The organism is Rudaea sp. (assembly GCF_057139185.1).
On record NZ_DBNHDN010000005.1, the window covers coordinates 84,673 to 104,041 of the forward strand.

The 19,369-nt window shown below is 62.5% G+C and carries 15 protein-coding genes and 7 tRNA genes; 19 read left to right on the forward strand and 3 right to left on the reverse strand.

Features of this window, described 5'->3' with window-relative positions; all coding sequences use genetic code 11:
- Positions 1-3 precede the first annotated feature (3 nt).
- On the reverse strand, positions 4-2,619 hold the full coding sequence (gene acnD, locus AC16HO_RS01150) for a Fe/S-dependent 2-methylisocitrate dehydratase AcnD (protein WP_395644116.1): 2,616 nt from the start codon (positions 2,617-2,619) through the stop codon (positions 4-6).
- A gap of 123 nt (positions 2,620-2,742) precedes the next feature.
- Between acnD and AC16HO_RS01155 the strand changes: the two genes are divergently transcribed.
- Both AC16HO_RS01155 and AC16HO_RS01160 read left to right on the forward strand, forming a co-directional pair.
- Positions 2,743-2,819, forward strand: a tRNA-Arg gene (locus tag AC16HO_RS01155).
- 146 nt (positions 2,820-2,965) lie between these two features.
- Positions 2,966-3,793 carry an NYN domain-containing protein gene (locus AC16HO_RS01160; protein WP_395644117.1) on the forward strand — a complete coding sequence of 276 codons (828 nt, stop codon included), beginning with the start codon at positions 2,966-2,968 and terminating at the stop codon, positions 3,791-3,793.
- 54 nt (positions 3,794-3,847) lie between these two features.
- Here AC16HO_RS01160 and aceB read toward each other — a convergent pair whose 3' ends face one another.
- Both aceB and AC16HO_RS01170 read right to left on the reverse strand, forming a co-directional pair.
- Positions 3,848-5,449 (reverse strand): malate synthase A, encoded by a 1,602-nt coding sequence (gene aceB / locus AC16HO_RS01165; RefSeq protein WP_395644118.1) that lies wholly within the window; start codon positions 5,447-5,449, stop codon positions 3,848-3,850.
- A gap of 99 nt (positions 5,450-5,548) precedes the next feature.
- Positions 5,549-6,238 (reverse strand): SDR family oxidoreductase, encoded by a 690-nt coding sequence (locus tag AC16HO_RS01170; RefSeq protein ID WP_395644119.1) that lies wholly within the window; start codon positions 6,236-6,238, stop codon positions 5,549-5,551.
- A gap of 224 nt (positions 6,239-6,462) precedes the next feature.
- Between AC16HO_RS01170 and AC16HO_RS01175 the strand changes: the two genes are divergently transcribed.
- From AC16HO_RS01175 to AC16HO_RS01255, 17 genes are all read left to right on the forward strand, one after another.
- Positions 6,463-6,539, forward strand: a tRNA-Pro gene (locus AC16HO_RS01175).
- A gap of 110 nt (positions 6,540-6,649) precedes the next feature.
- Positions 6,650-6,726 (forward strand) — tRNA-Arg (locus AC16HO_RS01180).
- A gap of 69 nt (positions 6,727-6,795) precedes the next feature.
- Positions 6,796-6,872, forward strand: a tRNA-His gene (locus AC16HO_RS01185).
- A gap of 115 nt (positions 6,873-6,987) precedes the next feature.
- A tRNA-Lys gene (locus AC16HO_RS01190) sits at positions 6,988-7,063 on the forward strand.
- Between the two features lie 139 nt (positions 7,064-7,202).
- Positions 7,203-7,284: transfer RNA gene (locus tag AC16HO_RS01195), tRNA-Leu, on the forward strand.
- A 113-nt stretch (positions 7,285-7,397) separates the two neighbouring features.
- Positions 7,398-8,702: a trigger factor gene (gene tig / locus AC16HO_RS01200; protein WP_395644120.1), complete on the forward strand. Its 1,305-nt coding sequence runs from the start codon at positions 7,398-7,400 to the stop codon at positions 8,700-8,702.
- 90 nt (positions 8,703-8,792) lie between these two features.
- The gene (gene clpP / locus AC16HO_RS01205; protein ID WP_395644121.1) at positions 8,793-9,428 is read left to right on the forward strand and encodes an ATP-dependent Clp endopeptidase proteolytic subunit ClpP; all 636 of its coding nucleotides are present in this window, start codon (positions 8,793-8,795) and stop codon (positions 9,426-9,428) included.
- A 151-nt stretch (positions 9,429-9,579) separates the two neighbouring features.
- Positions 9,580-10,854: an ATP-dependent Clp protease ATP-binding subunit ClpX gene (clpX, locus tag AC16HO_RS01210; protein ID WP_395644122.1), complete on the forward strand. Its 1,275-nt coding sequence runs from the start codon at positions 9,580-9,582 to the stop codon at positions 10,852-10,854.
- A 64-nt stretch (positions 10,855-10,918) separates the two neighbouring features.
- The gene (locus AC16HO_RS01215) at positions 10,919-11,407 is read left to right on the forward strand and encodes a regulatory protein RecX (protein ID WP_395644123.1); all 489 of its coding nucleotides are present in this window, start codon (positions 10,919-10,921) and stop codon (positions 11,405-11,407) included.
- 55 nt (positions 11,408-11,462) lie between these two features.
- Positions 11,463-14,096 (forward strand): alanine--tRNA ligase, encoded by a 2,634-nt coding sequence (alaS, locus tag AC16HO_RS01220; RefSeq protein ID WP_395644124.1) that lies wholly within the window; start codon positions 11,463-11,465, stop codon positions 14,094-14,096.
- 256 nt (positions 14,097-14,352) lie between these two features.
- Positions 14,353-14,556, forward strand: coding sequence for a carbon storage regulator CsrA (gene csrA / locus AC16HO_RS01225; protein ID WP_395644125.1), 204 nt, complete (start codon positions 14,353-14,355; stop codon positions 14,554-14,556).
- 113 nt (positions 14,557-14,669) lie between these two features.
- Positions 14,670-14,762: transfer RNA gene (locus AC16HO_RS01230), tRNA-Ser, on the forward strand.
- 353 nt (positions 14,763-15,115) lie between these two features.
- Positions 15,116-16,120: a hypothetical protein gene (locus tag AC16HO_RS01235; protein WP_395644126.1), complete on the forward strand. Its 1,005-nt coding sequence runs from the start codon at positions 15,116-15,118 to the stop codon at positions 16,118-16,120.
- A gap of 451 nt (positions 16,121-16,571) precedes the next feature.
- Entirely contained in the window at positions 16,572-17,579 is a 1,008-nt protein-coding gene (locus AC16HO_RS01240) for a tyrosine-type recombinase/integrase (protein WP_484335256.1), read from the forward strand.
- Positions 17,580-17,648: 69 nt separating this feature from the next.
- Positions 17,649-17,993: a hypothetical protein gene (locus AC16HO_RS01245; RefSeq protein ID WP_484335257.1), complete on the forward strand. Its 345-nt coding sequence runs from the start codon at positions 17,649-17,651 to the stop codon at positions 17,991-17,993.
- The gene (locus tag AC16HO_RS01250) at positions 17,990-18,781 is read left to right on the forward strand and encodes a hypothetical protein (RefSeq protein ID WP_484335258.1); all 792 of its coding nucleotides are present in this window, start codon (positions 17,990-17,992) and stop codon (positions 18,779-18,781) included. Before AC16HO_RS01245 ends, AC16HO_RS01250 begins: the two co-directional genes overlap by 4 nt.
- Positions 18,782-18,903: 122 nt before the next feature.
- On the forward strand, positions 18,904-19,263 hold the full coding sequence (locus AC16HO_RS01255; protein ID WP_484335259.1) for a hypothetical protein: 360 nt from the start codon (positions 18,904-18,906) through the stop codon (positions 19,261-19,263).
- The last annotated feature ends 106 nt before the right edge of the window (positions 19,264-19,369 follow it).

Consider the following 19,369-nt stretch of genomic DNA (forward strand, 5'->3'; position numbering starts at 1 on the left):
GACTCAGGCCGCCTTCGACGATTCGAGAAAATCCTGGGCGAAGCGCTGCAGCACGCCGCCGGCTTCGTAGATCGAGACTTCTTCGTCCGAATCCAGGCGGCAGGTCACAGGTACTTCGACGCGCTCGCCGCTCTTGCGGTGGATGACCAGGGTCAGCGCCGCGCGCGGCTTGCGTGCGCCGACGACATCGAAGGTTTCGCTGCCGTCGATCGCCCAGATCTTGCGCGTGTCGCCCGGCTTGAACTCCAGCGGCAGCACGCCCATGCCGATCAGGTTGGTGCGGTGGATGCGCTCGAAGCCTTCGGCGACGATGGCCTCGACGCCGGCAAGGCGCACGCCCTTGGCCGCCCAGTCGCGCGAACTGCCCTGGCCGTAGTCGGCGCCGGCGATGATGATCAGCGGCTGCTTGCGCTGCATGTAGGTCTCGATTGCCTCCCACATGCGCATGACCTTGCCGTCGGGTTCCAAGCGCGTGAGCGAGCCTTTCTTCACCGCGCCGTCGACGACGGCCATCTCGTTGACGAGCTGCGGATTGGCGAAGGTCGCGCGCTGCGCGGTGAGATGATCGCCGCGATGCGTCGCGTACGAATTGAAGTCTGCTTCGGGCAGGCCCATTTTCGCGAGATATTCGCCGGCCGCGCTCGACGCAAGGATCGCGTTCGACGGCGACAGATGATCGGTGGTGATGTTGTCCGGCAACACCGCGAGCGGGCGCAGCCCTGTGAGCGTGCGTTCGCCGGCCAGCGCGCCTTCCCAGTACGGCGGGCGGCGGATGTAGGTGCTCTGCGCGCGCCAGGCGTACAGCGGCGCGGCGCGTTCACCGTTGTCGGCCGTGAGGCGGAACATCGGCTCGTAGACCTTGCGGAACTGTTCGGGCTTCACGCTGGCCTTGACGATCGCGTCGATCTCGGCATCACTCGGCCAGATGTCCTTGAGGCGCACCGCGTTGCCGTGCGCATCGACGCCGAGCACGTCCTTCTCGATGTCGAAGCGCACGGTGCCGGCGATCGCGTAGGCGATGACCAGTGGCGGTGAGGCGAGGAAGGCCTGCTTCGCGTACGGATGGATGCGGCCGTCGAAGTTGCGGTTGCCGGAAAGCACGGCCGTCGCGTAGAGATCTCGCTCGATGATCTCCTGCTGGATTTTCGGATCGAGCGCGCCGCTCATGCCGTTGCAGGTGGTGCAGGCGAACGCGACGATGCCGAAGCCGAGTTTCTCCAGTTCCGACTTCAGGCCGGCCTCCTCGAGATACAGCTGCACGGCCTTCGAGCCCGGCGCGAGCGAGGTCTTGACCCACGGCTTGCGCGTCAGCCCTTTGGCGTTGGCGTTGCGCGCAAGCAGGCCCGCGGCGATCACGTTGCGCGGGTTCGAGGTGTTGGTGCAGCTCGTGATCGCGGCGATGATGACCGCGCCGTCCGGCATCCGACCCTTGGCGGCATCGGCCTTTCCGACTTCGAGCTTGGCCTCGTCGGCGATGCCCCGCGCCGCCAGGTCCGCCACCGGCAGGCGCTTGTGCGGATTCGACGGGCCGGCCATGTTGCGCACGACGCCGGACAGGTCGAAATGCAGCGTGCGTTCGTATTGTGCGGTCTGCAGCGCATCGGCCCAGAGTCCCGCGGTCTTCGCGTAGGTTTCGACCAGTGCGACCTGCTCGTCGCTACGTCCGGTCAACCTCAAGTAGTCGAGCGTGTTGCCGTCGATGAAGAACATCGCCGCGGTCGCGCCGTATTCGGGCGCCATGTTCGAGATCGTCGCGCGGTCGCCGACGGTCAGCGCCGCTGCGCCTTCGCCGCGGAATTCGAGGTAGGCGCCGACGACTTTGGATTGGCGCAGGAATTCGGTCAGGGCAAGCACGATGTCGGTCGCGGTGATGCCCGGCTGCGGCTTGCCCGAAAGCTCCACGCCGACGATGTCGGGCAGGCGCATCCACGAGGCGCGGCCGAGCATCACGTTTTCAGCTTCGAGGCCGCCGACGCCGACCGCGATCACGCCGAGCGCGTCGACATGTGGCGTGTGGCTGTCGGTGCCGACGCAGGTGTCCGGGAACGCGACCCCGTCCAGCACATAGATGACGGGCGACATCTTCTCCAGGTTGATCTGGTGCATGATGCCGTTGCCGGGCGGGATCACGTCGACGTTGCGGAACGCCTTCTTGGTCCAGTCGATGAAGTGGAAGCGGTCCTCGTTGCGCCGATCCTCGATCGCGCGGTTCTTCGCGAACGCATTCGGATCGTAGCCGCCGCATTCGACCGCGAGCGAGTGATCGACGATGAGCTGCACCGGCACGACCGGATTCACCGCCGCCGGATCGCCGCCCTGGTCCGCGATCGCATCGCGCAGACCGGCCAGATCGACCAGCGCCGTCTGGCCGAGGATGTCGTGGCAAACCACGCGCGCCGGAAACCACGGAAAGTCGAGGTCGCGTTTGCGCTCGATCAATTGACCGAGATACGCATCGATGCGCGCGGGGTCGGCGCGGCGCACGATGTTCTCGGCATGCACGCGCGCGGTGTAGGGCAGCGCGTCCCACGCGCCCGGCTTGATCGCGTTGACCGCGGCGCGCGCGTCGAACCAGTCAAGTCGGGTACCCGGAAGTGGCTTGCGATGCGGCGTATTCATGGCGGACTGCTCCGGTTGAGCGCATGCGGGTTAGGGGTGGCAATTATCGCATTCGCGGGTAAGAAAAAATCACCGCAGTGTTGACGGAAGGCACCCTTGCCGGGATAATGCGCGGCTCATTGAGCGCCCGTAGCTCAGCTGGATAGAGCACCAGGCTACGAACTTGGTGGTCGGGAGTTCGAATCTCTCCGGGCGCGCCATACAAACGAAAAAGGCCGATGCAGCGCGCATCGGCCTTTTTCGTTTGCGCTCCGTCGGGCGCGGGTCGGGCTTGATGGCAGGCAGGTGAGTGGGCACAGTGTCGGCATCCGTCGGCACATGCACGCCGGCATTCGCGGAGAACGCCATGCAGACAGAAACTCGCAATCTCGCACTGTTCTGCGACTTCGAGAACCTCGCGCTCGGCGTGCGCGAGGCGAAGTACGAGAAGTTCGACATCACCAAGGTGCTCGAGCGCCTGCTGCTCAAGGGCAGCATCGTGGTGAAGAAGGCGTACTGCGACTGGGAGCGCTACAAGGAATTCCGCCCGGCGATGCACTACGCCTCGTTCGAGTTGATCGAGGTGCCGCACGTCAGCCAGTCGGGCAAGAATTCGGCGGACATCCGCATGGTCGTCGATGCGCTCGACCTGTGCTACACCAAGGCCCACGTCGACACCTTCGTCATCCTCAGCGGCGATTCGGATTTCTCGCCGCTGGTCAGCAAGCTGCGCGAGAACAACAAGCTCGTGATCGGCGTCGGCGTGAAGAACTCGACCTCGGAACTGCTGATCGCCAACTGCGACGAATTCATCTACTACGACGATCTGGTGCGTGTGCAGAAGAAGCGCCAGACGCAGGCACCAAGGAAGAAGACCGAAGAGAAAGCGGCGAAAGCCGCGGCACCGGCAGCCGCGCAGGATCGCGAAGCGGTGAAAAGACAGGAGGCGCTCGATCTCGTGGTCGAAACGATCGATGCACTGATCGAGGAGCGTGACGAAGGCGAAACGATCTGGGGTTCGATGGTCAAGCAGGCGGTGAAACGCCGCAATCCGGGGTTCAACGAAAGCTACTACGGCTTCAAGTCGTTCGGTGCGCTGCTCGAAGAAGGCAGGAAGCGTGGACTTCTCAAGCTCGAACGAGAAGAGAAGTCCGGCAACTACCGCATCATCGATACGGCGGACGATAAAGCCTAGCAACCGCAAGTAGACCTTGCTCGTCATCCCGGCGAAAGCCGGAATGACGAAGTGCTATGCCATCGCTTCGTAGAGCGGCAGGGTCAGGAATTCGGGGAAGTTCTTCGACAGCGCCATCTCCTCGAAAATCTTCGCGGCCTGTTCGTAGGTATCGACCTTCTCGCCCTGCGCCATGACGGTCGCCTTGACCTTGGCCAGTTCCTCCGGAATCAACGTGCGCACGAGCGCTGCGTCGACCTTGCGCCCGTCGTCGAGCACGCCCTTGTCGCTGACCACCCATTGCCAGACCTGCGAGCGCGAAATCTCCGCGGTCGCGGCGTCCTCCATGAGGTTGTGGATCGGCACGCAGCCGTTGCCGGCGAGCCAACTGCCGAGGTAGTGAATGCCGACATTGATGTTGTTGCGCAGACCCGCTTCGGTGATCGGCGCCTCGGGCACGAAATTGAGGAAATCGGCGGCGGCGATTTTCTCGTCGCGTTGCCTGCCCCACTGATTGGGGCGATCGCCAAGCACGGCGACGAATTCCTCCATCGCGATCTGCACGAGACCCGGATGCGCGATCCAGCCGCCGTCGAAACCGTCATTCGCATCGCGCTTCTTGTCGTGGCGCACGCCGGCGAGCGCTTTCTCGTTCGCGGCCGTGTCGCCCTTGATCGGAATCAGCGCGGCCATGCCGCCGATCGCCGGCGCGCCGCGCTTGTGGCAGGCCTGCACGAGTGCGAGCGCGTAGGCGCGCATGAACGGCACTTCCATGTTGATCGCTGCGCGGTTGGCGAGGCAGAAGCCCGGCTTGTTCCTGAATTTCTTGATCGCGCTGAAGATGTAGTCCCAGCGTCCGGCGTTGAGGCCGGCCGAGTGCTCGCGCAGTTCGTAGAGGATTTCCTCCATCTCGAACGTGGCGAGGATGGTTTCGAGCAGCACGGTCGCCTTGATCGAGCCCTGCGCAATGCCGAGTTCCTTCTGCGCCAGAACGAAGATGTCGTTCCACAGCCGCGCCTCGAGATGACTTTCCAGCTTCGGCAGGTAGTAGAACGGGCCGAAGCCGCGCGCAATCTGCTCTTTCGCGTTGTGGAAGAAGACGAGCGCGAAATCGAAGATGCCGCCGGAGATGCGCTGGCCGTCGACGGTCACATGCTTTTCGTCGAGATGCCAGCCGCGCGGACGGATCTGCAAGGTCGCGATCTTGTCGTTGAGCTTGTAGACCTTGCCGGCTTCGTTGGTATGGCTGATCGTGCCGCGGATCGCATCGTACAGATTGACCTGGCCCTGGATCTGGTTGAACCAGTTCGGGCTGTTCGAGTCCTCGAAGTCGGTCATGTACGAGTCCGCGCCCGAGTTGAACGCATTGATGATCATCTTGCGTTCGACCGGACCGGTGATCTCGACGCGGCGGCATACGAGCGCCTTCGGCAGCGGCGCGATCTTCCAGTCGCCGTCGCGCACGTGTTTCGTCTCGGGCAGGAAGTCCGGCATCTCGCCGGCGTCGAAGCGTGCCTGGCGCGCGATACGGGCCTTGAGCAGTTCCTGGCGGCGCGGCTCGAAGGCCCGATGCAGCTTGGCCGCAAACCCCAGCGCATCGTGGGTCAGAATTTCGTCGAAACGGGAATGCAGCGGGGCGTTGATCGCAACGCCGGGAGGGAGGGTGGGCGGGGCCATGAAAGTCCTGGTAACGAGGGGAAGGGAAAAGTACGGGGGAAAATTCGATGCTTTACTCTAGCTGCCACGACGCGCGGGCGACATCGTCCTTTGTGACAATCAGGTGCGACCCGCGATGGGGATCAGCGCGCCTGTGACGGCCTGTGCCTGATCCGAGAGCAGAAACAGGATGACGTCGGCAATCTGCGCGGGTTTCACCCAGCGCGAGAAATCCGCATCGGGCATGTCCATGCGGTTGGCCGGCGTGTCGATCGTGGTCGGCAGGATCGAGTTGACGGTGATGCCTTGATCCTTGAGTTCCTCGGCCAGCGACTCGGTCAACTTGAACACGCCGGCCTTCGACGCGGCGTACGCGCCCATGCCCGCGCCAGCCTTGACCGCACCGGCCGCTCCGATATTGATGATGCGGCCCGATTGGCCTTGCTTGAGCAGCGGCAGGGCAGCCATGCAGGAGGCGACCGCGGTGCGCAGGTTGACGTTGAACAGCAGGTCCCAGGTCGCGAGCTTGCCGCCTTCGACTTTCTCCCAGCGGAACGTGCCGGCGACATTGACCAGCGCGTCGAGACCACCGAGTTTTTCACCCACCGCGTTGAACGTTTCTTCCGTGGCAGCGGACGAAGACAGATCGACACCGCCGAACTCATGCAGATTCTTCGAATCCAGGGCGAAAGACGATGCATGGTCGATAGCCGCAACCACGGCTCCCGCATCGAGGGCCGCGCGTACGATCGCAGCGCCGAGGCTGCCGGCCGCGCCAGTGACCGCGATCCGCTTGCCTTGAATGTTCATTATCCCGCTCCACTTCTGAAAACGGCCACGATGCTAGCGCAGGGCTTCGGCGAGTGCCATGCGTATGGCCTCAGGAACTTCTGATCGACTGCGGCGCGCAAACGATCGGGCACGGCAGGTTGACCAACGTTCCCCCTTGCGCCGCTGCGGCCGAGGCCATGCGTTGACTCGATCGCCGCGCGCTCTTACCATGCACGCCCTTGCAAGGCGCGCTGCGCAAGCGTCGGGGCATAGCTCAGCCTGGTAGAGCGCCAGCTTTGGGAGCTGGATGTCGAGAGTTCGAATCCCTCTGCCCCGACCACTGATGAGTTTGGAAAAGCGCCGCTCGCGGCAATTTTCCACGACTCGTCTCCGCTCCTGATTTCCGATGTCTGGATTTCGGCGGGGCGGGAAGCGCTACACTGCCCGGATGCGCCCGTAGCTCAACCGGATAGAGCACGGACCTTCTAAGTCCGGGGTTGGGGGTTCGATTCCCTCCGGGCGCGCCAGTGCAAGAAGTTGATGGGGCGATTGTTGTAAATCGACCCGCGAAATGCGCTACAATCACCGGCTCGGTGGTGGGTGTAGCTCAGTTGGTTAGAGTACCGGATTGTGATTCCGGTTGTCGTGGGTTCGAGTCCCATCATCCACCCCAGTTTTTCGGGCAGGTCGTTTTTGCGGGGGTACCCTCACCCCGCACCCTCATCCCGCCAGAGGAAAGGGGAGTGATCGTCGCGCTGCGCGCGACAGCATCATATGGTTGAAACGGGGGGCCGTTAGCTCAGTTGGTAGAGCAGGAGACTCTTAATCTCTTGGTCCTAGGTTCGAATCCTAGACGGCCCACCACTTTTCCCCCCGAAGCGAATCGGCGATCATAGGCGCCATCCACGGTGCGCGCTTCGGCTTCGGCCACAATCTTCAGAATATGCTGACGACGACCGAGCCGACGGCCTTCGCGCCTCGTGCACCATTGGATAGAAGCCGGGCGAACGTGGCGGAACTGGTAGACGCACTGGATTTAGGTTCCAGCGGGGCAACCCGTGAGAGTTCGAGTCTCTCCGTTCGCACACTTAACCTGTGCGATCATCCGTGATCGCGAGAATCAAAAAGCGACCATTACTGGCCGCACTTTTCAATAGAAACCGCTCGTTTCGTGGCGGTGGAAAAACTGAGGATTTGTATGCAAGTCTCCGTCGAAAACCTGGGCAAACTCGAACGCAAACTCACCATCCGCGTTCCTGCCGACCAATACGAATCACAGGTCAAGGCGCGCCTTGCCGAAGTCGCGCGCAGCGTGCGCCTGAAGGGCTTCCGCCCCGGCAAGATTCCGCCCAAGGTGATCGAGCAGCGCTTCGGCCCGCAGGTGCGCGGCGAAGCCATTTCCGAGCTGATCCGCAACAGCTTCAACGAAGCGGTGGGCAAGGAGAATCTGCGTCCGGCGATGGCGCCCGAGATCGACACCACGGGCCAGCCCAGCGACGGTCAGATCGAATACACGGCCCGCTTCGAAGTGCTGCCTGAAGTCGGGGCCATCGACGTGAGCCAACTCGAAATCAACAAAGCCACAGCCAGCGTGAGCGATGCCGATGTCGACGCGATGATCGAGACGCTGCGCGCGCAACGCCGCGACTGGGCGCCGGTCGAGCGCGCCGCGCAGGCCGGCGACATGGCCCTGTTCGAGTATTCGGCGCAGGGTTCGGATGCGAGCGGCAGCTTCCGCCATCCGGCCGAAGGCGCCGATCGCGTCGGCACGATCATCGGCTCCGGCGCGATGACGACCGGCATCGAAGACGCGCTGATCGGCCATGCCACGGGCGATACGGTGAACGTCGATGTTGATTTCCCAGCCGATTTTCGCGAGCCGATGCTTGCTGGCCGCCATGCCAGGGTCGAGGCAAGGTTGATCCGCATCCAGGAATCGAAGCTGCCCGAAGTCGACGAGGCCTTCATCCGCGCGTTCGGCATTGCCGAAGGCGGTATCGAGAAGTTCCGCAGCGATGTGCGCGCCAACCTCGAACGTGAACTCAAGGGCATGCTTTCCGCACGACTGAAAAACGAAGTCGTCGGCAAACTCGTCGATGCCTATCCGCAAATCGAGTTACCGCGGGGCATGATCGAGCGCGAGGCGCAGATGCTCGCGCAGCAGGCGCAGGAGCAGGCCAAGCAGCAGGGACAGAGCGCCCCGGGCGCGGAAGCGTACACTGAAATCGCGCGTCGCCGTGTTGCCGCCGGTGTGTTGGTCGGCGAGATTGCGCGTGCGAACGACATCCGCCTCGACAACCGCCGCGTCGCCGAAACGCTGGCGTCGTTTGCCTCGACCTACGAGGAGCCGGAGCGTGTGGTTGAACTTTACCAGCGCGACCCCCAACTCATGGGCGGACTGCAGAGCCGCGTGATGGAAGATCAGGTCGCCGACTGGATTGCCGATCACGCCAAGGTCACCGAGCAGGCGCTGAGCTTCGGCGAGGCAATGCGTCCGAGCTGATTTTTGCGATCCGTCCGTGATTGCGCAGATCCAGAAGCGACCACCCGTGGTCGCACTTTTCAACAAGGCATTCTCTTCGAGGAGCACGCCATGAGTTCCACCGTCGAACCGATTCGCAGCCTCAACCTCGTGCCGATGGTGGTCGAACAGACCTCGCGCGGTGAGCGCGCCTACGACATCTACTCGCGCCTGCTCAAGGAGCGCGTGGTGTTCTGCGTCGGTCCGATCGACGATTACATGGCCAATGTCATCGTCGCGCAGTTGCTGTTTCTCGAATCGGAAAACCCCGAGAAGGACATCAACTTGTACATCAACAGCCCCGGCGGCGTGGTCACCGCGGGGTTGGCGATCTACGACACGATGCAGTACGTCCGCTGCGACATCAGCACGATGTGCGTGGGCCAGGCCTGCAGCGCGGCCTCGCTGCTGCTGATGGCCGGCGCCAAGGGCAAGCGCCTGGCGCTGCCGAACTCGCGCATCATGATCCACCAGCCGTCGGGCGGAGCGCAGGGCCAGGCGACCGACATCGAGATCCAGGCACGCGAGATCCTGTATCTGCGCAATCGCCTGAACAACATCTACGTCAAGCACACCGGCCAGACGCTCGAGCAGATCGAGCGCGACATGGAGCGCGACCGTTTCATGAGCGCCGATGATGCCAAGAGCTACGGCCTCATCGACTCGGTGCTCGAATCGCGCCCGGTCGAGTCGATCAAGACGGCGTAAACTCCCGTCGCCGTTGACGAAAATCGGGCGCGGCAGCGCGATTCGTCGCTCCCGCCAGCGCAAACCCGAATCCGCTGGATTGCCTGGCAATCCGGCCAGCCTATGCTATTCTTTCGACTGACATTTCTTTGTAAAGGAACCGGGGCCCGGCATGAGTGACGATCGACAGAGCCGCTCTGGCGACAACAACAAGATCCTGTACTGCTCGTTCTGCGGCAAGAGCCAGCACGAGGTCCGCAAGCTGATCGCGGGCCCGAGCGTGTTCATCTGCGATGAATGCGTCGAGCTGTGCAACGACATCATCCGCGAGGAACTCGAGGAAAAGGCCACTGGCGCGCGCAGCCACCTGCCCAAGCCCAAGGAAATCCTCGACGTCCTTGAGCAGTACGTGATCGGGCAGACGCGCGCGAAGAAGACGCTTGCGGTCGCCGTCTACAACCATTACAAGCGCATGGAATCGCGCAAGGCCAACGACGAGGTCGAACTGGCCAAGTCGAACATCCTGCTGATCGGCCCGACCGGCTCGGGCAAGACGCTGCTCGCGGAAACGCTGGCGCGCCTGCTCAACGTGCCGTTCACGATCGCCGACGCAACGACCCTGACCGAAGCCGGCTACGTCGGCGAAGACGTCGAGAACATCATCCAGAAGCTCTTGCAGAAGTGCGACTACGACGTCGAGAAGGCGCAGACCGGCATCGTCTACATCGACGAGATCGACAAGATTTCGCGCAAAAGCGAGAACCCGTCGATCACGCGCGACGTGTCGGGCGAGGGCGTGCAGCAGGCGCTGCTCAAGCTCATCGAAGGCACGATCGCCTCGGTGCCGCCGCAGGGCGGACGCAAACATCCGCAGCAGGAGTTCCTGCAGGTCGACACGAAGAACATCCTGTTCATCTGCGGCGGCGCGTTCGCGGGCCTGGAAAAGGTCATCCAGCAGCGCTCGGAATCGACCGGCATCGGTTTCGGCGCCGAGATCCGCAGCAAGGCCAAGCATACGAACGTCGGCAAGGTGCTCGCCGACGTCGAGCCCGAGGATCTGGTCAAGTTCGGCCTGATTCCCGAGTTCGTCGGGCGTCTGCCGGTCGTGGCGACGCTGGAAGAGCTCGACGAAGCCGCGTTGGTGAAAATCCTGACCGAGCCGAAGAACGCGATCGTCAAGCAGTTCAAGCGCATGTTCGAGATCGAAGGCGCGGAGCTCGAATTCCGCCCCGACGCACTGCTCGCCGTCGCGCGCAAGGCGCTCAAGCGCAAGACCGGCGCACGCGGTCTGCGCACGATCATCGAATCGGTGCTGCTCGACACGATGTACGACCTGCCGTCGCTGGAACACGTCAGCAAGGTCGTTGTCGATGAGGCGGTCATCAATGGCAACGCCGAGCCGTACCTGATCTATCGCGGCATCCAGTCGCGCGCGGCGTCGGAGTAAGCCTTCCAGAGCCCTCTCCATCGGCACAGTCGGGGGAGAGGGTTGAGTGAGGGGGCGCCTCTCAATGGCCCGCCGTTCGGAAACCAACCAAGGCAGCGCCTACGAAAAGGCGATCGCCCTGCTGGCGCGCCGCGAACACTCCGCGCGTGAGCTGAAGTCCAAGCTCGAACGGCGCGGGCTCGATGCCGGCGAAAGCGCCGACGCCGTTCGCCAACTGCAATCGAAGGATTTCCAGAGCGACGAGCGCTTCGGTGAGATGCTCGTCCGCTCGCGCCTCGAAGGCGGCTATGGCGCACGCTGGATCATCGCCGAACTGCGCCAGCACGGCATCGCCGAGGGCAGGGCGCGCGAACTGATTGATGCCGCGGAGCCCGACTGGCCCGAACTCGTCCGCCGCCAGTTGCGCCGCCGCTACGGCACCGGAAAACCGGCCGATTTTGCCGAACGCAACAAGCGCGCGGCGTTCCTATTGCGTCGCGGCTACGACACCGCAACTGTTACAATGATCACCCGCGCGGAAGGGTTCGACGACACGGCAGACGACTCGGAATGAGGTGTTCGCTGGGCGTACGTTCCCGTGCGCAGCGAATTCGTGTCGAAACGTTCCGATGAAAACCAGCGCCGAAATCCGTCAGACCTTCCTCGACTTCTTCAAGTCCAAGGGCCACACGATCGTGCCCTCGGCGCCGCTCGTGCCGGGCAACGACCCGACCCTGCTGTTCACGAACTCGGGCATGGTCCAGTTCAAGAACGTCTTCCTCGGCAGCGAGAAGCTGCCGTACGTGCGCGCGGCCGACGTACAGCGCTGCCTGCGTGCCGGCGGCAAGCACAACGACCTCGACTCGGTCGGCTATACCGCGCGCCACCACACGTTCTTCGAGATGCTCGGCAACTGGTCATTCGGCGACTATTTCAAGAAGGAAGCAATCCACTGGGCGTGGGAGCTGCTGACCGAAGTATACAAATTGCCCAAGGAACGCCTGCTCGTCACGGTCTATCACACCGACGACGAAGCGTTCGACCTCTGGAATCGGGAAATCGGCATTCCGGCCGAACGCATCGTGCGCATCGGCGACAACAAGGGTGCGCCGTACGCCTCCGACAACTTCTGGCAGATGGCCGACACCGGCCCGTGCGGGCCGTGCACGGAAATCTTCTACGACCACGGCGAACACATCGCCGGCGGCCCGCCGGGATCGCCCGGCGAGGACGGTGATCGTTTCATCGAGATCTGGAACCTCGTGTTCATGCAGTTCGACCGCGCAGCCGACGGCACGCTGACCAAGCTGCCGGCACCGTGCGTGGACACCGGCATGGGCCTGGAACGCCTGGCCGCCGTGCTCCAGCATGTGCATTCGAACTATGAGATCGATCTGTTCCAGCGCCTGATCAAGAAGGCCGCGGAGCTGACCGGCACGACGGATCTCGAGAACAAGTCGCTGCGCGTGATCGCCGATCACATCCGCGCGACGAGCTTCCTCGTCGTCGACGGCGTACTGCCCTCGAACGAGGGCCGCGGCTACGTGCAGCGTCGCATCATTCGTCGCGCGCTGCGCCATGGCTACATGCTGGGCCAGAAGCAACCGTTCTTCCACAAGCTGGTCGATACACTCGTCGTCGAAATGGGCGCCGCCTATCCCGAGCTTGCGGCGAAGAAGGACATCGTCGTCAAGGCGCTCAAGGCCGAGGAGGAACGCTTCAGCGAGACGCTGGAGAACGGCATGAAGGTGTTCGACGAGGTCGCCGCGCACGCGCAGAAGTCGATTCCGGGCGCCGATGCGTTCCGTCTCTACGACACCTACGGATTTCCGGTCGATCTGACCGCCGACATCGCACGCGAGCGTGGCCTGAGCGTCGACATGGCCGGCTTCGAGGCGGCGATGAACGAACAACGCGAACGGGCGCGCGCGGCGAGCCAGTTCGAATCGAAGGCCAGCCTTTCCGCCGACCTCGTGCAGAAGCTCACGCCGACACATTTCCTCGGCTACGAATCGCTGGTGATGGATGGCCTCAAGGTCATCGCCATCGTGTGTGGCGACCAGCCCGTCGACGTGCTCAACGACGGTGAGGAAGCCACGCTGATCCTCGACCGCACGCCGTTCTACGCCGAATCGGGCGGGCAGGTGGGCGACACCGGCGTGCTGACAGCGGGTGAGGGCAGGTTCACCGTGAATGATACGGTCAAGCTCGCCGGCAGCTTCCACGGACATGCCGGCCGCTGGCGCGGCAAGCCGCTGAAATCCGGTACCGTGCTGCGCGGCGAGGTCGACGGCGCACGCCGCCAGGCGATCGTGCTCAACCATTCGGCCACGCATCTGCTGCACGCCGCGCTGCGCCAGGTGCTCGGCGAGCATGTTGCGCAAAAAGGCTCGTTGGTCGCCCCCGATCGCCTGCGTTTCGACTTCTCGCACAACGCGCCGGTGTCGCGCGCCGACCTGCACAAGATCGAAACGCTGGTCAACGACGAGGTGCGACGCAATGTCGCCACCGACGTGCGCCAGATGAAGTACGACGAAGCGATCGCGTTCGGCGCGATGGCGTTGTTCGGCGAGAAGTACGGCGACGAGGTGCGCGTACTCAGGATGGGCGATTTCTCGACCGAACTCTGCGGTGGCACCCACGTCGGCCGGACCGGCGACATCGGCCTGTTCAAGATCGTGAGCGAAGGCGGCGTTGCCTCGGGCATCCGTCGCATCGAGGCGGTCACCGGCGCCAGCGCACTCCAATACGTCGAGGATGAGGAAATACAACTCGAGCGCATGGCGCAGATGCTGTCCGCCAGCGGCGGTAACCTGGTCGACAAGCTGCAGTCCCTGTTCGACAGGCAGAAAAAGCTCGAACGCGAGCTCGATGGTTTGAAAGCCAAAGCCGCCAGTGCTGCGGCCGGTGACCTTGCCAGCGCCGCACAGGATATCGGCGGGATCAAGCTCGTCGCCGCCCGTCTGAGCGGTGCCGACGCCAAAGCATTGCGCGACAGCGTAGACCAGCTCAAGCAGCAGCTCGGCGACAGCGTCGTACTGCTCGCCGGCGCAAATGACGGCAAGGTTTCCCTCGTCGCCGGCGTCAGCGGCAATGCGCTGGGTAAGGTCAAGGCTGGCGACATCGTCGCGCACGTGGCGGCGCAAATCGGTGGCAAGGGTGGTGGCCGCCCCGACATGGCCCAGGGCGGCGGCGAAGACACGGCGGCTCTTGCGATTGCGCTGCAGTCGTTGCCGCAATGGGTAAAAATGAAATTTCTGTGAATTTTTTACATAAAATGGATCGATGAGTGCCGATTCATTGCATGCTTGGTGGCCGTGGGCTAGTATCGATCGATTGATAGAACCACTCCATGCGCAATCGATCTTTGCTGAAAGATTGCGCGCTGGAAGCTGGTCCTCACCAAGGGGAGCGGGGGGTCAATCCCGCAGTGTTTGAGCCGTTGCCGTGTGCGTACCGTCAAGGTTGATGTTGCGCATTGAGTCGTTTGGAACGACGAACTGGCTGAAGGAGATTCTTATGCTTATCTTGACCCGTCGCGTTGGTGAAACATTGATGATAGGAGAGTCGGTCAGCGTGACGGTTCTCGGCGTCAAGGGCAATCAGGTCCGCATCGGTATCAACGCACCGAAGGATGTCGCGGTCCATCGCGAGGAAATCTTCCAGCGCATCAAACGCGAACATTCGGACCAAGGCGACAATTCACCGACGCCAGCTTCCTGAAGCCCTTTACCCGAGCGCCTGAAATGGCTATCTTATGCGGCTCTTGCAGCCGCATGGTCTGGTTGCGTACGAGGAACAGCCAGATGCGCCGCCGGGGTGCCTGAAGAAATTCTGGAGAGATGCCCGAGAGGCCGAAGGGGCTCCCCTGCTAAGGGAGTATAGGGTCAAAAGCTCTATCGAGGGTTCGAATCCCTCTCTCTCCGCCAGAAACCGAGTAGGAAACAAAAATGGGCCGGGTGGCCCATTTTTGTTTCCACGGACAAACAGGTCGCGGGACCGGGGCTCAGAACGCTTCGTCAACATGTCGTCAGTCCGGCCGCGTGTATCTGGCACGATCATCGTTCGCAGCGTGGTGGAAGGCCTGCCGACCGGCGCCCAGCTTCTGGACGTCGGGAGACCGGAATTGTGCGCTGACGACTAGGGGATGCCGTGACAGCGATATCGTTCGGACGAGGCATTTTGAGCGTGACGTTGCTTTGATTATATTTTACATAATATACCGAATTTCGGCCTAAACTTTCCCGTAAATCAATCGCTTGCACTAACGAAAGGGTAGGGCATGGGATTCGTTTCCGCCGACGATGATCGGCATTCGCAACATACGCCGGCAGACCACGGCGAGCAAGAAAGCAGGGTTTCAGCGCGCAGCCTTCCGGCCCCGTTGGTGCCTGCGCATGCCGATCTTCGGAAGCTCGAATACATGCCGTTGCTCGGAGGGAGGCTCTTCTCGTCCGACTTTCAACTGCGCGCGTCAGACTTTGAATTTCGCGTCGCCGTCACCCTCTGGTGGGCAGCCTGGAATCAGGTTCCGGCGGGCTCTTTGCCATCTGATTACGCCTCTCTCGCGCAGCTCGCGTACCTCGGAGGTACAGCGCGAGCCGTCTCACGTTACATGAGATGTCACGCGCGAGCCACGCACGGTTTTATCTTGTGCAGCGACGGGCGCTTGTATCACAAGGTACTCTGCGAGCAGGTGCTCATAGCGCTGGAAAAGCGCGCGAAAGACCTTGATAGAAAAGCAAAATGGAGAGCGCGGAGACGGGGACAGGACGGGGACAATTCACGTGGAGACAGGGACAGGACGGGGACACAATTTGACGGTCACGGTTCTGTCCCGTCTGACGGTACGGTACGGGACGGTACGAAAGAGCTTAAAGAGCATATTACTAACCAAGCACACGCTCTCCCTACCGTTGTTCCCGGTGAGGTCGGCCAGGCAGAGCGCGCGTGCGCGTTGATGCAGAGAGCAGGATGCAAAGCCGTCAACGCCAGCCATCCGAACCTGCTGGCCGCACTCGACGAAGGGATCAGCCCAGAGGCGCTTGAGGCGACGGCACGCGAGGGAGCGGCGAAGCAGGGGATCGAGAATCTGTTCGCCTGGGCGATCCAGACTGCGCGCAGCCGTCGAACGGGTGCAACGTCGGGCGCGGTTGCGCCGCCGCAAGCGCCGCAACGCAAGTTCTGGAGACCCGAACGGCGAATGACCGACGAGCAACGCAGCGAATCCCTGGCCAAGGGATTGGGCTCCGTGCTTTCGATGCTGGGCATCGGAGGGCAGAAGTGATGCCTTTCTCGATCGCGTTTTCCCAAGCTGCGTGTGCTTTTGCAGTTCTCCCCGTTTCCACTAACAACCGCAGGAATGGCTATGCATCGCCATTTCAGTGCAGTAAACCCGCTGCGCTATGGCGTTTTTGTGCAGTGCTAGGTGAAAGGACAACCATCGCCGAAGGATGGGTGCGCCGAAATCTCGCCGCGCTGGTTGGGCGAGCGGTAGGCGCTGGCAAGTGGTTGATGCTGCGGACGTTTCGCGTTCGGCTCCGGTCGGGGCGGAACGGTGGAAGTGTAAAAGTACATTTGTATACCTACCCCCTATCGCAACGAGAATCATTCCCATTCCCGGCCTTTGGCTGGTGGCCGGTCGAAAAATGGGAGGGGGTGCGGGGGAGGGTTGCGCCTTGAATGCCTCAATTTCGCAACGGGAAGCGATTCTAGCGCTTCCGAGGCTTGGGGCGGCTATGCGGGCCAACGAGAGGCGCGCGGCGCTTGTAGCGCGTCCTGAGTGGCTAAACGAGCTTTGGCTTTGGATGCTGTGGATGTCGGCCTCAAGTGGTCTTGCGGTCGGGACGCGGGCGGCGTACGCGTCAGCGCTGGGCGGTTTTGCGGACTGGGTTGCCCGGCGTGGGCTGGATTACGCGGATATCCCGTTGGCGAAGATCGACGAGTGGCAGCGGGATTTGTACTTCCATCGGCGCAACGGGGCGGGGCATCGGGCGTGCGCGCTGGTGGCGCTGCGGAGTTTTTACGATTGGCGGCATGCGCGCGGGTTGGGACGCAATTGCGTCGACGGGGTGAAGGCGCCGCGCATCCCGAAGCGCACGCCGCGAAAGTATACAAAGCAGCAATTGCAGCAATTGTTCGTCGCCGCGCGCAAGGGCGTCACGTCGCTGGTATCGCGGCGCGATGAAACCCTGCTCGCGATGCTCTGGGCATCGGGCATGCGGCGGCTCGAGGTGGCGACGCTGCGGATCGATCAGGTTGAACTCGACGAACGCATTGCGGTGTTGCGCATCGATGGCAAGGGCGCGAAGGAGCGCGAGGTCGCGATCGAGGGGCCGGCGGTGCGCTTGCTGCGCGACTGGCTGGTGCTGCGCGGCCAGCTTGACGGCGTGCGCACGGATTGCGTGTTCATCACCGTGCGACGCAACTGGTGGGGAATGCCGCTCTCGGAGAAGACCGTCGAAACCGCGGTGCGCACGATCGCGCGGCGCGCCGGCCTGGGCGAGTGGGGAGTGCATCGCTTCCGCGTCACGTTCGCGACGCAGCTCTACGACGATGGCGTCGACATCGAGCGCATCCGCATTTTGCTCGGGCACGAAAACATCGAGACGACGCGGAAGTACATCGCCGTGTCGGATCGGCAACGGCGCTTCCGGCTGAAGGCATTCCGGCAGCATGAAGTGCTCGGCACGGCGCCGGAAGGCTTGCCGCGTTGGGCGAAGAAAATGGGAGCGAGGGAGATATGACAACCGACAAACAACTATCCGCATTGGACGGCACGCATGGAAAATAAATTCTCCACGCGTGGCGAGCCAGTGACGCAGTTCGAGCGCGAACTGGTCGCGACGTGCGCGATGGAGTTTCCGGAATCCATGTCCGATGTGTGGGTTTTGATCGCCCGGCGCATCGGTGTGGATGCGCTGGCGATCGTGCTGGACGAGATCGGCATGGAGAAGATCCACGTGCCGAGCCGGGTGCAGTTTTTCCTGGCGCTGTATCGGCCGCATCGGAACCGGATGATCCGCGAACTGGCCGCGGCGGGCGAGTCGCATCGTGAGATCGCGAAGCGGTTCGGTCTGACCAAGTTCGCGGTCACATCGGCGCTGTCCGGTGCGGCGGACGACGAGAGCGCGGCGAATGTGGTAAGAGCGCGCCCATGAACGAATCCAGGAAAGCGAAGGGCAAGTACACGATGAGCGAGAAAGCGCTCGCGCAGCGGCGCGCGAACGCGCCGATCGCGAACGAGGCGAGCCGCGAATGCTCGACCGGGCCGCGCACGGAGGAGGGCAAGGCGAACACGTCGCGCAACGCGTGGAAGCACGGCCGCTACAGCGCGGTGAATCGCGCGCAGTTCGGCCTGGGCGCGACGAGCATGGCGAAGATGTTCGGCAAGCCGTGCCTGACGACGTGCCCGTACCATCCGGACAATCCGCAGCGCGAGGAAAAGCCGTGTGGGCTGGTGCTCGACGGGCTCACGCATGCGGGCGGCAGTTGCCTCGACAAGACCGTGTACGTGCACGCGCTCGATTCGTTGATGCAGGCGATGCGCGATGGTGAAATGGACGGCATGCATGGGGTGCTGGCGAAGGAGGTTGCGAGCAATCTGCAGGTCATCGATGCCGTGCGCAATGCGATATCCGAAGCGGGCGTCTACATTCCACAATTCGAGATCACGAAGGATGGCGAAGTCATCCTCGATCCGGAGACAGGCAAGAAACTCGTCGCCGATCTGAAAATCAACCCGGCGCTGTTCGCGCTGGCGAAGTTGAACGATTCGCTCGGCATCAACATGGCCGAGTTGATGGCGACGCCGCGGCAGCGGCAGCGCCTGGCCGATGAGGACGAGGCGACGGCCGGGCTACAACAGGCAATTGGAGCGATCTTCGCGCGCGCTGGGAACAAACTCAAGCCTGCGCCGAGGGCGGCGATTGAACACGATGAAGGCTGACGGCCAAAATGAATTGAGGCGATTCGGCGCGCGACTTTGAGTGCTAACGCTGGAATTAACCGGAGCCGCGAAGCGGCTTCCGGTTGAATGACTGGTTAGCCTGCGTATCTAGTTGACTAACCATGATCTTACTTGAAAAGTCCAAAGAGCCGAAGCTTGCCAACAAGAACGTGCAGCACACGCACGCGAAGATGGCTAGGCCGTTTGTCGCGTCCGATGCTGGCGAGTATGTACACCGCGTGCGAAGTGTGACTGTTTATACGGTGCTTGGAAAATCGCATATGGCGGTTCGGTGCTGGTGCGGAATGACGCAGCTTGTGAGCAAGCGCAAGAAAGGCAGGCTGTTGGATGTGCCGACAGCAGGTAGGCCGATGTGCGCAACATGCGAAGGCCGGGTGATTGGTGCCGGGGAAATTGGGGCGCGGAAGATCAACGGAATGGACGTGCGATACAAACCAAATCAGCAGGCTAACTACAATTAGACGGCGTTTTGCTATCTAACTCCGCAGCCTATCACGGCATTTGAAAAAGTATATTTTTCAGCGAATCAAAGGCATGACTCCGAAAAACACTGCAATTCCGCAGCCT